Annotated in this window: 10 protein-coding genes; 2 read left to right on the top strand and 8 right to left on the bottom strand. The window is 71.8% G+C overall.

The genetic code is table 11. The features are described from left to right. Window positions 1-135: 135 nt before the first annotated feature. The 6 genes from O3W51_RS09915 to O3W51_RS09890 all read right to left on the bottom strand — a co-directional run bounded on the left by O3W51_RS09915 (window position 136) and on the right by O3W51_RS09890 (window position 7,419). Entirely contained in the window at window positions 136-1,122 is a 987-nt protein-coding gene (locus O3W51_RS09915; protein ID WP_138353325.1) for a slipin family protein, read from the bottom strand. 237 nt (window positions 1,123-1,359) lie between these two features. Beyond that, on the bottom strand, window positions 1,360-2,328 hold the full coding sequence (locus tag O3W51_RS09910) for a helix-turn-helix transcriptional regulator (RefSeq protein ID WP_269285230.1): 969 nt from the start codon (window positions 2,326-2,328) through the stop codon (window positions 1,360-1,362). Window positions 2,329-2,527: 199 nt separating this feature from the next. Continuing rightward, window positions 2,528-3,556: a S1 family peptidase gene (locus O3W51_RS09905; protein WP_138353327.1), complete on the bottom strand. Its 1,029-nt coding sequence runs from the start codon at window positions 3,554-3,556 to the stop codon at window positions 2,528-2,530. A gap of 322 nt (window positions 3,557-3,878) precedes the next feature. Further along, window positions 3,879-4,616 (bottom strand): DUF1684 domain-containing protein, encoded by a 738-nt coding sequence (locus O3W51_RS09900; RefSeq protein ID WP_269285228.1) that lies wholly within the window; start codon window positions 4,614-4,616, stop codon window positions 3,879-3,881. A 194-nt stretch (window positions 4,617-4,810) separates the two neighbouring features. Beyond that, window positions 4,811-5,701 carry an LLM class flavin-dependent oxidoreductase gene (locus tag O3W51_RS09895; protein ID WP_269285226.1) on the bottom strand — a complete coding sequence of 297 codons (891 nt, stop codon included), beginning with the start codon at window positions 5,699-5,701 and terminating at the stop codon, window positions 4,811-4,813. A 467-nt stretch (window positions 5,702-6,168) separates the two neighbouring features. Next, window positions 6,169-7,419, bottom strand: coding sequence for a DUF5685 family protein (locus O3W51_RS09890; protein WP_269285224.1), 1,251 nt, complete (start codon window positions 7,417-7,419; stop codon window positions 6,169-6,171). A gap of 290 nt (window positions 7,420-7,709) precedes the next feature. Here O3W51_RS09890 and O3W51_RS09885 point away from each other — a divergent pair, with 290 nt between their 5' ends. Both O3W51_RS09885 and O3W51_RS09880 read left to right on the top strand, forming a co-directional pair. Further along, window positions 7,710-8,153, top strand: a complete 444-nt coding sequence (locus O3W51_RS09885; protein WP_138353331.1) for a cell division protein SepF — start codon at window positions 7,710-7,712, stop codon at window positions 8,151-8,153. 243 nt (window positions 8,154-8,396) lie between these two features. Then, a complete protein-coding gene (locus tag O3W51_RS09880; protein ID WP_138353332.1) occupies window positions 8,397-9,185 on the top strand; it encodes a polysaccharide deacetylase family protein in 789 nt (262 codons plus the stop codon). 36 nt (window positions 9,186-9,221) lie between these two features. On the opposite strand, the gene O3W51_RS09875 is transcribed toward O3W51_RS09880, so the two are convergent. Beyond that, window positions 9,222-10,436, bottom strand: a complete 1,215-nt coding sequence (locus O3W51_RS09875; protein ID WP_138353333.1) for an acyl-CoA dehydrogenase family protein — start codon at window positions 10,434-10,436, stop codon at window positions 9,222-9,224. A 50-nt stretch (window positions 10,437-10,486) separates the two neighbouring features. Next, window positions 10,487-12,262: an MFS transporter gene (locus O3W51_RS09870; RefSeq protein ID WP_232485612.1), complete on the bottom strand. Its 1,776-nt coding sequence runs from the start codon at window positions 12,260-12,262 to the stop codon at window positions 10,487-10,489. Between the last annotated feature and the right edge of the window lie 199 nt (window positions 12,263-12,461).

Raw genomic sequence — 12,461 nt, 5'->3', positions numbered from 1 at the left:
ACGGCTGGGGCCGGGAGGCCGGTGCGGTGAGCGGCACGGTCGGCGGACAGCGAGCGACGAACAGCGGCGGCCGGCGGACTGTTCGGTCCATCGGTCACTGTTCCGTCGCGTCGGTCGCTCGCTCGACCGCGGTGGTTACTCCTCGTTCTTGGCCTGGGAGTTGCTCTCGACCGGCGCTGGCGGCGCCGACGTCAGCGCGGGCGTCGGATCAGCGGGGGTCGGCACGGCGGCGAGCGGAGGGATCGGGGGGACCGGGGGGATGGGTACGACGTCGGGTACGGGCTCGTTCGCAGGTGGTACGGGTGCGGCGGCGGGCTCGGGATCCGCGGCGGGCCGTACGGCGGCGGGCTCGGCGGCCGGTGCCGGCGGCGTGGGCGCGGCGCGCTCCAGGAAGCGCAGCAGCTCGACCGGGAACGGCAGCACCAGCGTCGAGTTCTTCTCCGCCGCGACGGCCACCACCGTCTGGAGCAGGCGCAGTTGGAGGGCGGAGGGGTTGTCCTCCATCTGCTTGGCCGCCTGGGCGAGCACCTTCGACGCCTGCAGTTCGGCGTCCGCGTTGATGATGCGGGCGCGCCGTTCACGCTCCGCCTCGGCCTGCCGGGACATCGACCGCTTCATCGCCTCCGGCAGCGACACGTCCTTGATCTCGACCCGGTCGATCTGCACACCCCAGCCCAGCGCCGGGCTGTCGATCATCACTTCCAGGCCTTCGTTCAGCTTCTCCCGGTTCGACAGCAGCTCGTCCAGATCGCTCTTGCCGATGATCGAACGCAGCGAGGTCTGGGCGACCTGGGACACCGCGAAGCGGTAGTCCTCGACCTGGATGACGGCGTCGACGGCGTTGATGACCTTGAAGTACACGACCGCGTCCACCTTGACCGAGACGTTGTCGCGGGTGATGCCGTCCTGCCCGGGAATGGGCATCGTCACGATCTGCAGATTGACCTTCCGCAGCCGGTCCACCCCTGGAATGACCATGGTGAATCCGGGACCCTTGGGCTCCGACCTGAGCCGGCCCAGCCGCAGCACGACACCCCGCTCGTACTGCCGCACCACCCGGGCGGCGGCCACCCCGTAAACGGCCCCGGCCGCAAGGACGGCGGACACCAGCTCCACGATCATTTCGGCCCCCTGCCGTATACACGTGCAGTGTTTCCAGCGTACTGCGGGAACCCCCGCCGAGCGCCGCTCGTACGGGCGGGGCGGTGCACGGCAGGGGCGCCGGGGTCCCACGGGGCAGCCGCACCGCACGGACCTCTCCACGCCGCCGCACCGCACCGCCACACCACGCCGTCCGCCGCACCGCACCGCCACACCACGCCGTCCGCCGCACCGCACCGCCCGCCCGAACCGTGCCCGTCAGTCCGGCGGCGTACGGTCCGCCGCGCGCAGCAGCCGGGCGGCCACCACTCTCAGCTGCTCGGCGAGCTCGGGCGGTTCGTGCACCTCGAACTCCGCTCCGAGGAGGGCGATGAAGACGGTGAGGCCGTCGAGCGACTCGGCGCCCGTCCGCAGTTCGCAGGTCTTGTCGTCGATCGCCTCGACCGTGCCGAAGCCCGTCCAGCCGAAGTCGGCGACCGCCTGCGCCGACATGTGCAGGGTGACCCGCGCCTGGTAGCGGTAGGCCCTGGTGGTGACCCCCTTGGCGACGTACGCCGCCGCGTCCTCCGGGGGTTCGCGCGGTGCGAAGCGCGGTCCGGTGGGTGACTTGGGGTCGATCCGGTCGACGCGGAAGGTCCGCCAGTCCTCCCGGCCGGTGTCCCAGGCGAGCAGGTACCAGCGGCGCCCGTGGTTGACCAGGCGGTACGGCTCGACCGTGCGGCGGCTGGAGGTGCCGCTGTGGTCGCTGTAGTCGAAGCGCAGCCGTTCGCGGTCGCGGCAGGCCGCGCCGATGGCGGTCAGCACGTCCTGGCCGACGGTCGCCCGGCCGGGCGGGGGCGCGTGGACGGTGATCGCCTGCATGGCCTGGACCCGGTGCCGCAGCCGTGACGGGAGCACCTGCTCCAGCTTGGACAGCGCCCGGACGGAGACCTCCTCGATCCCGGCGACGGTGCCGCCCACGCCGGTGCGCAGGCACAGCGCGACGGCGACCGCCTCCTCGTCGTCCAGCAGCAGCGGTGGAAGCGCGGCGCCCGCGCCGAGCCGGTAGCCGCCGGCCGTGCCGGGGGCGGCGTGCACCGGGTAGCCGAGGGTCCGCAGCCGGTCGACGTCGCGGCGCACCGTGCGCGCGGTGACGTCCAGGCGCGCCGCGAGGTCGGGGCCGGACCAGTCCCGCCGGGACTGGAGGAGCGAGAGCAGACGCAGCAGCCGCGCCGAGGTCTCCAACATGCGGTCAGTCTGCCAGCCGTCGCGGACAGCCACTGACCGCATGGGGCGGAGGTTCACGGGTGCACGGCTCCCGAAATCCACGGGGGTCCACGGGGGTACGGCACCTCTGTACGGGCACATGGCAGAGCCCCCGCCGGCAGGGTCGGCGGGGGCTCCGTCCTGTTCGCTGCAGGCCGTCGCCGGTGTCGGTGGTGGTGCGTCAGTAGACGCTGACTCCGTAGGCACTGAGCGCTTCGGTGACCGGCTGGAAGAACGTCGTCCCGCCGGAGGAGCAGTTGCCGCTGCCGCCCGAGGTGAGGCCGACCGCGATGGAGCCGTTGTAGAGCGAACCGCCGCTGTCGCCGGGCTCGGCACAGACGTTGGTCTTGATCATGCCGTAGACGATGTCGCCGCCGCCGTAGTTCACGGTGGCGTTGAGTCCGGTCACCGAGCCGCTGTGGATGCCGGTGGTGGAGCCGCGGCGCTTGACGGGTTCACCGACGTAGGCGTTGCCCGCGCTGGCGATGTCCTGGCTGCCGACGGCGCCGGGGTGCGCGATCGAGGAGTTGTCGTAGCGGACGATCCCGTAGTCGTTGTTCGGGAAGCTGTTGCCGGTGGTCGGGCCGATGGAGGTGCCGGAGGACGTGGTCCAGGCCGGGTAGCCCTCGGTGCAGTGGCCCGCGGTGAGGAAGTAGTACGTGTTGCCGCTGCGGACGTTGAAGCCGACCGAGCAGCGCCACTGGCTGGTGTAGATGGCGTCCCCGCCGGAGAGCAGCTTGCTGAACTTCCCGGCCACGCGGTTGATGCTCACGGCGTCGCCGTAGCTCGCGGTGGCCTTGGTGAGCTTGGCCAGCTGGGCGGCGGTGACCCGGCTGTCGACGCTCACGGCGAGCTTGTTGGTCAGCGGGTCGACGGACCACGCCGAGCCCGCGATGTCGGCGGACCTGGCGGCCTCGCCTGCCTTGTCGAGTACTGCCGAGCTGAACCGGACGGTCCTGGGTGTCGCTCCGGCCGCCCGTACGGCGTCGGCGGCCCTGGCCGAGGTGACGTTGACGACGGTGGTCTTCGACGCCGCGTCGTAGTAGCTGCCCGCGGTGGCCGCGGTGCCGAGCGAGGTGGCGACCGCTGCGGCGGCCTCCGGGGTTGCCGTCGCCGTGGGGGCGGCGTTGGCGGCGGGCAGCGTGAGCGCGGTGACGGCCACCAGGCCGGACGTCACAGCGAGCAGGCCGGCGCGTCGGGTGATTTTCATTCATTCCTCCTGTGGGGGGTGGAGGTCAGCTCGGCCTGTCAGCGCCGCACCGATTAACGAACTCGACGTGACCCTGACAAGCACTGGACGGGAGTATTCAGAGCCCGCGCGGAACACACAAGGGCGCCTTTCGGCCGCGCTGTTCGGACGCGACGGCGCCCCGGCGACCGTACGGACCACCGAGGCACACCCGTGCTGACGACATCTCAACCGGCCGCGGCCGTCTCTCGAACGGACCTCGGCCGGAGCATCTCGAACCGGAACCGGAACCAGCCACCGAAGCCGGTCCCACCGGGTTTCGAACCGGGTTTCGAGCCGGGTCTCAGCTGGTGAGCACCTTGCTCTCGCCCGCTTCGAGTGCGAAGGGCAGCGTGTTGCCGGGCGGCGGGAACGGGCAGACGAAGGCGTCGGCGAACGCGCACGGCGGGAGCAGCGTCCGGTTGAAGTCCAGCACCACGCGGCCGTCCGCGGCGGGCGCCGGGGTCCGCAGGAAACGGAAGCGGTAGCTGCTCCTTCCGCTGGTCGCGTCGGCGATGACGCCCCAGAGCGTGCCGTCCTCCTCCACCGCGACCGCGAGCGAGTGCTCAGCGCCGTCCACGGTGAAGGCCAGTTCGCCGCTGACGCCGAGTCCGCGCTCCCGGCCGTCGGCGTGCGGCGCGCGCACGGCGCGTCCCTCGGGGTACGGGCGGAAAACCGCCGGCAGCACCCACCGCTCGTCGTAGTCGAACGCGCCGATCCCCGCGAAATCACGCCGGGCGTCCGAGGCCGGGTCCCAGATCCGGAGGGCGAGCAGCCCCTCGCGGTCGATCGCCACGATCCGCTTCTCGCCGAACAGCACCGGCTCGCCCTCGGGTTCCAGCCGCCCGAAGACGCCATCGCCCTGGTGGACCACCGAGCCGTCCTGCTCCCGCCACTCCCCCGGCAGCCCGGGGATCTTCCCGTCCGCCGCGTCGGCGAGCCAGTACGTGCCGGTCAGGGCCAGTGGCCCGTACGGCGCGGCGACCGACTCGGCGCGCCGCTCGCGCCAGTTCTTCCAGTCCTGCTCAGTCTCGGAACTCATGGTCATCAACCTTCCATAGCGGCTGCCGCAGGCCGAGATGATCGCGCGGCGTCGTGCTCCCCGTACTCCGGTCGGCGGCTGCCCTCCGGCCGGACGGTGGGGCAGTGGCCGGAATTGGCCCGTCCGGATCGCCGGCGGCGGTCAGCCGACCGGACGGCCCACCGTGCCGCACACCGGGCGGCTCACCGTTCCGCTCACCGTGCGGTCGCCGGGCGGCTCACCGGACGGTCCAGGCCGAGGTGTTCGCGCAGCGTCGTGCCGGGCTGGAAGCGGCGGAACAGTCCGCGTTGCTGGAGCACGGGCACGGTCGCGTTCACCAGCCGGGCCAGATCCCGCCGCGGATCGGCGGGCCGTACGTGGAAGCCGTCGGTGATCCCGTCGCGGTGCCAGTCGCCGAACAGGTCGGCGAGGACCACGGCGTCGGCCGGATCGAACAGTTCGACGGCGAGCGAGGCCAGGACCGTGAGCCGGTCCGGGTCCCGGCCGTACGCCGCCGCCCGGCGGCGCAGGTCAGTGCGGGCTTCGTACGCCAGCCGCTCCGAGTGCGGACCGCCGACCCGTACGTACGCCACGTCCGCGTGCCGCGCGGCCGTCTCGCGCGGCGCCTCCAGCGTCGCGTCGACCGCGAGCACCGGCCGGCCCTCCAACGGTCCGGGTTCGACTGACGTCACGTCAGGGAACCCGGCGGCGTCCGCCCAGCCGTCCCGCAGCAGGGCGTCCGCGTCGGGGAGCAGCGGCGTCCAGCCGGCCCGGCCGCGGCTGACCCGGTCGAGGGTGGCGAGCGCCGCCGGGACGGGGACCGGCCCGTGGTGCGTGGCGGTGACGGCGGCCACCAGGCCGATCCGGTCGGTGGCGGGTGCGACCTGCGTGAGGACGGCGAGCGCGTCGAGCCGTCCGGCACCGCCGTAGGCCGGCGCCGGGACGTCGTCGAGCGTGACGAAGTCCAGCGCGCCGCGCTCGGCGAGCCGGGCGAGCTCGATGCAGGAGGAGGCCTCGTACGGTTCCGGATGCCGTTCCCGGCCGTCGATCGCGAAGGCCAGGTGCAGCGGGCGGATGGGCCGATGGCCTGGAGGGGTTTCGGGCATGCGGAGACTCCGTGGACACACTGGAGGAGCACGGGAGTTGCCTTCACGCACGCCGCGTCCCTCAACGCGACCGGGTCGTCATGACCGTGGCCCGAGGCTAATCCCACAGCGTCGCCCACTGTCAAGCATGTCCAACTGGTGGGCGCCGCGTCTCAGCGTGGTTGACGGATGGGGACGGCGGCTGTTCCACTGACCCCATGCGCAGCTGTCAGTTGGTCACCCGCGACCACATCGACTTCGGTCGAGTGTGGTCGTCCTCGTGTTGTCGCTGACCCTTTAGGGCCTGCTCGGCCGGCCCTGGCTCCGCCCGCCCGCGCGCACTGTCCCACTCCCGCCGCGGCCGCTTCACCTCAGGCTCTCCCGTAGCTCTCCCCGTCAGCCCGGTCTTCCTTCCCGCACCCACGCCACCTTCTCTCCCTCCCTCGTTACGCACCTTTCGAGTTCGAGAAGGACTCTTCATCTCCCGTTCAACACCCGCAGTCACAACCGCAATCGCAGCAGTCGCACCCATCACAGCAATCGCAGCCATCGCAGCAGTCGCAGTCGCAGTTCGAGCACCATCCCTCGCGGCGCCTGCCGTTCCACGGGTCCTCGTAGTGGTCCCGGCAGCAGAGCTGGCAGGTGCAGCACAGCCCGCTCCACAGCGCGCACCCGGCGATCAGCCCTCGCCGGCGCGGCGGCTCGGGCGGCGGGAAACCGTTGGGCGGGAAGCCCGGCCCACCGGGCGCGTACGGGCTCTGACCAGGACCGTACGGATTCCCGCTCAGCTGCGGCAGCTCCAGCTGCCCCAGGTCCAGACCCTGGGCCCGGCCGAGACCCTGCCCTTCGAGCGCGTTGGGGTGGGTGTGTGCGCAGGAGCCGCCGAAGGCGCGGTCCACCGAGCGCCGCAGCTCATGGGCGAGCAGGACGTGAACGAGCCGGCCGTCGGTGAACTCGGTGTCCTTCAGCGCCAGCCGCACCCCGCGCACCGCGTCGTCGCACAGCCGCCGGGCCTCGTCGCGGCCGGTGCCCGTCGCCGTCAGCGGGTTCCACGCACCCGACGCGGCGTCAGCCGTCTGGTCCTCGACCGCGTCCAGCAGATGCGCCAGCCGGCCGAAGAGCCGGCCGGCCTCCTCCAACGGCGCACGGTTCCCGGGCCGTCCGGCGAGGACCGCCGTGTAGCCGAAGGCGGCCGCGGTCGCGGTCTCGGTCGGCTCGGTGACCGTCAGCAGCGGGGTGCCCGTCCTGGCCAGCGCCTCGATCCCGGACTGCCGGTCCACCGCGTCCACCAGCACCGCCGTGTCGAACCCGAGCCCGCCGCCGGTCCGCGCGCCGGCCCGGTCCCAGCGCCGGGCGACGGTCCGCGCCGCCGCCGCGACCGGCCGCCGCCCCATGGCGCCGTCCCGGTCGTCGATATGGTCACGCATCTTCGCCGACGCCAGCACGAGCGAGACGGCGGCGGCCAGCCGCGCGCCCTCGCCCGTCGCCACCGGCGCGGTGCGCATCCCGCGCAACGGACAGGGCCCGGCGGTCCGCCGCCACTTCGCCGACGCCGCCGCGCCCGGGACCTGGGCCTCGACCAGCGCCGAGATGATCAGCCCGTCGTAGTTGGTGGCGATGCGGGCCAGCTGCCCGTGGTCGTCGCGCAACGCGAGGCACAGCCCGCACAGGTGCGCCATCCAGGAAGTGGCGAGTCCCTCCGACATCCGGTGGCGACACGGCCTGATAATTCCGAACAACGCTCCCCCAGCGGCTTCATCGTACGATCGGCCCGACATGCTACCGATGGAACGATCTCATGACTGGCGTACCGCCGTCCGGCCGTGCGGCGTCACCCGGAAGAGGGGAGCGCTCCCATCACTTCGTCACCATCCGTATGCCTATGGCTACCTGACTCCCCGACACCTATCTTGTGCACCAGTACCGTCACAAGTCCCCTGGGTGGCGGCTATCCGCTTGGCGCATCATCGGCATCATGGACGACCATAGGGGTGCGGACGATATTGACCGCGTGTGAGAGGAGGCGTCCATGGGTTCGGTTCGACGGGCGAGTGCCTGGCTGGGCCTCGTCGACGACAACGGCGACGAGAGCTACTACGACGAGGAGTACGCCGACTACGGCGAGGGATCCGAGCGCGGCGACACCTGGGTGACCGACCCCAGGGTCCAGGTGGCGAGCGAGACGGCCGAGGAACAGGGCCGCCAGATCGCCACCGTGACCCCGGACGGCTTCCGGGATGCCCGCGGCATCGGCGAGCTCTTCCGCAAGGGCGTGCCGGTGATCGTGAACCTTACGGGTATGGAGTCGAGCGACGCGAAGCGCGTCGTCGACTTCGCGGCGGGTCTCACCTTCGGGCTTCGCGGCTCGATCGAGCGCATCGCCACCCGTGTCTTCCTGCTGACCCCCGCCGACTACATGGTCCTCAACGCCGAGTCGAAGCGCGGCGCCGACGGATTCTTCAACCAGAACTGATCAACCACGCTCAGCACCACGGAAGCACGGTATGGACAACGCTGTGAGCAGCTTGGGAGTCGTCGTCAACGGTCGTTGGTAGTCGTCCTTGGTCACCCTCGGACGGCCACCGGGCGGCCCGGCGGTGAAGCAGCATCCGGCGGTCGGAGCCTTGGCGTGTGTCTTTTTCGGCTTCGCCCTTGATCCGCCCGGACTCGGCGCGTCCCTCATCGAGCCGGGCCGTCGGCCGCTCAAGATGGTCCCATGCCAAAGCCCCGCAGTCCGCTGCCCCGCCGCCGCTTCCTCGCCGTAAGCGCCACAGCTCTGCTCGGCCTCGGTGCCGCGGCGGCGCCGGCGGCCGCGCGTGCCCGGCGGGTCCCCGCACCGGAAACCGAGGTCAACGCCGGTTCCATGGTGATGGCCCTCACCTTCGACGACGGCCCCAGTCCGCAGTACACGCCGCAGGTGCTGGACGTCCTGCGCGCCCACAGCGTCCATGCGACGTTCTTCGTGTGCGGCGACAACGTCGGGCTGTACCCGGACGTGGTGCGCCGCATCGCCGCGGAGGGGCACTCGCTGGGAAACCACACCTGGTCCCACCCTCATCTCAGTGACCTGTCCGCCGCGGACGTACGCGACCAGATGCAGCGCACCCAGGACGCCGTCACAAAGACCGGTGTGCGGGCGCCGGTGCTGTTCCGTGCCCCCTACGGCGACTTCGCGGACGCCTCGCTTGCCGTCTGCGCCGACCTCGGGCTGCGCCCGATCTCCTGGTCGGTGGACCCGACGGACTGGGCCAACCCCGGCACCGGCACCATCGCCGACCGGGTCGTCGCCGGTGCGGCCACCGGTGCCATCGTGCTGAACCACGACGGCACCGAGGGCGGCGACGACGATCCCGCGCCCGGCAGCGGCGGCGACCGCTCACAGACGGTGGCCGCGCTGAAGAACTACCTGCCCCGGCTGATCGACGCCGGCTACACGTTCACCACCCCTGATGCCCATCCACCGGGCAGGAGCGGGGTGACTCCGCAGGCTCCGGCAGGACGCTGACCTGCGGCGGCGCTCACCGGAAGGCGTCGAGTCCGGTCACCTGAAGGCGTCGAGTCCGGTGAGGGCCTTGCCCAGGACCAGTTGGTGCATCTCCACGGTGCCCTCGTAGGTGAGCACCGACTCCAGGTTGGTCGCGTGCCGCATCACCGGATACTCCAGCGAGATGCCGTTGGCGCCGAGGATGGTGCGCGAGGTGCGGCAGATCTCGATCGCCTCGCGCACGTTGTTGAGCTTGCCGAAGCTGACCTGCTCCGGGCGCAGCCGCCCGGCGTCCATCCGCTGCCCGAGGTGGTGGGCGAGCAGGATGCCCTTGTGCAGTTCGACCGCCATGTCGGCGAGTTTGGCCTGGGTGAGCTGGAAGCCGCCGATGGGCCGGCCGAACTGTTCGCGGGTCTTCGAGTACTCCAGCGCCGATTCGAAGCTGCTGCGGGCCGCGCCCATCGCGCCCCAGACGATGCCGTAGCGCGCGTGGCTCAGACAGCTGAGCGGGCCCTTGAGGCCGGCGCCCTCGGGGAGCACGGCACCGGCGGGCAGCCGGACGTCGTCCAGGACGAGTTCGCTGGTGACCGAGGCGCGCAGGCTCCACTTGTGCTTGATCTCCGGCGCCGAGAAGCCGGGGGCGTCGGTCGGGACGACGAAGCCGCGGATGCCGTCGTCGGTTCGGGCCCAGACCACGGCGACCCCGGCCACCGAGCCGTTGGTGATCCACATCTTGCGGCCGTTGAGCACCCAGTCTCCCCCGGACTCCGTCCGGGAGGTGCCCCCACCGTCGCGCTTGGCGTACGTCCGCATCCCGGCCGGGTCGGAGCCGACGTCGGGCTCGGTGAGGCCGAAGCAGCCGATGACCTCGCCGGAGGCCATCCGCGGCAGCCACTCCTGGCGCTGCTCCTCGGAGCCGAAGCGGTGGATGGCGTACATCGCCAGCGATCCCTGTACGGAGACCAGCGAGCGGATCCCGGAGTCGGCCGCCTCCAGTTCCAGACAGGCCAGGCCGTACTGGACGTTGCTGGCGCCCGCGCAGCCGTAGCCGGTGAGGGACATGCCGAGCGCGCCGATGGCGCCGAGTTCCCGGGCGAGCTCCCGGATGACGGGCAGCTCGCCCGACTCGTACCAGCCCGCCACGTACGGCAGTACGCGGTCCGCGGCCCAGTTCCTGACGGTCTCGCGCACCGCGCGGTCCTCGTCACTGAGCAGATCGTCGATCCCGAGCGGATCGTACGGATCGAACGGCGGCAGCGCGCTCCCGGACATGACGGTCTCCTGGGTGAGCTACGAGGTGATCTACAAGGTCGTGGACGACGCTACGTGCGTGCTCCCGCCACGTAAAGTCCCGCCTGCTGTTCGCCCGCGGACACCAGGCGTTCGGCGTCGGGCGCGTGGTACTGAGCGGGCAGCGGGTGGCCCGAGTGGTCCGGGTGGTGGCCGGAGTGGTCCGGGTGCTTCGCGAGGGACGGCCGGTGTTCCGCGGCGGACACCTCGTGGGCGGGGGTCTCGACTTCTGCGAATCCCTCCGCTTTCAGGAGGAGGGCGCCGCAGTCCATCACCCGCGGGAGGCGGAGCGCGGCGAGCGCGCCCAGCAGCAGCAGGCCGGCGCTGACGACGAGCGTGACGTGCAGCCCGGTCACGAAGGAGTGCCGGGCGGCCTGCCGCAGCGCGGCTCCCGCCGGGCCGCCGAGCCGGCCGGAGACGTCGTACGCCTCCCCCAGCGAGTTCCCCGCGGCGGCGCCGTCGGCGGACGGGACGCCGGGGACGTGCGCCACGCCGGGGCCGTACGCGGCGTTCATCACGCTGCCGAGCAGCGCGATGCCCATGCCCGCGCCGAGTTGGTAGGAGGTCTCGCCGATGGCCGCGGCGCCGCCCGCCTGAGCGGCGGGGGCTTCGCTGAGCATGGATTCGTACGCACCGAAGATCGTGGTCTCCAGGCCGAATCCGAGGAGCACGAAGGCGCCGGTGAGCAGCATCGGCCGGTCGGTCTGTCCCATCAGGGTCAGGGACAGGACGGCGACGGCGGTGAGCACGAACCCGGTGCCGACCATGGCGCGTGGCCCGAAGCGGTGCAGCAGGCGCGAGCCGCACAGTCCGGCCGCCATCGCGGCGAAGGTGAGCGGCAGCAGGCGGAGCCCGGTCGCGAAGGGGCTGAGGCCGAGCACCAGTTGCAGGTACTGCACGGCGATCAGTTCGAGGCCGACGAGCGCGAGCATGGCCAGGACGATGCAGCCGACGGAGGTACTGAAGGTGGGGCGGGAGAACATGCCGATGTCTATGAGCGGGTGTTCGCGGCGCTTCTGCCGGCGCACGAAGAGCACCAGCAGCACCGCGCCGACCACGACGGGACCGATCGCCCCGGGGTCGAGCAGGCTCGCACCGCCGCCGAGGCGCTTGACCCCGAGGACCACGCCGAGGACGCCGAACGCCGCCATGAGGGCGCCGAGGACGTCCCACGGGCCGCAGCCCTCGCCCTTGGACTCGGGGAGCAGCCAGCGCGAGAGCGGCAGGATCACGGCCATCAGCGGGATGTTGATGAGGAAGACCGATCCCCACCAGAAGTGCTCGACGAGGAAGCCGCCCAGTACCGGTCCGACCGCGGCGCCCACGGCGGCGACGGCACTCCACACGCCGATGGCGACCGCGCGCTCCCGGCGGTCGGGGAAGACCTGGCGGAGTATCGACAGCGTCGCCGGCATGATCATGGCGCCGCCGACCCCGAGCAGCGCCCGGGCCGCGATGAGGACGTGCGCGCCGGTGGCGAACGCGGCGAGGGCCGAGGCGAGGCCGAAGAGCCCGTAGCCGATCAGCAGGATCTTTCGCCGTCCGACGCGGTCGCCGAGGGTGCCGAAGAGGATCAGCAGCGAGGCGGCGACGAGCGGATAGGCGTCGACGATCCACAGCAGCTGTATCGCGCCCGGGTGCAGGTCCTCGGTGAGCGCGGGGACCGCGACGTGCAGCACGGTCGCGTCGAGCGCGACGAGCAGCAGGCTCACGCACAGGACCACCAGGACGGTCCAGCGTCCGGCCGGACGCTGATGCGGTGGGACGGCTGCCGGCCTCACCGAGCCGACCGTTGTCGTCCCAGTCATCTACGTACCTCCCAGCGGGGTGCTCTCACTACCTCGGAACTGGACGTCGCTACACCATTCCGGTTGACCGGCGGTAAAGGCGAGTGAGACGACAGAGTACGCCAGGTGGAGGTCTGGTCATGTGGCCCACCTCACCTTGACGGAATGACCCGCTCCGGGGGCGGCGGCGGGACGGTGCGCCGGTTCCCTTGCGGGGCCT

This window comes from Streptomyces sp. H39-C1 (assembly GCF_027158125.1).
Taxonomy (GTDB): domain Bacteria; phylum Actinomycetota; class Actinomycetes; order Streptomycetales; family Streptomycetaceae; genus Actinacidiphila; species Actinacidiphila fildesensis.
The sequence above is the reverse complement of the archived record's forward strand: the minus strand, read 5'-3'. Positions and strand labels throughout refer to the sequence as shown.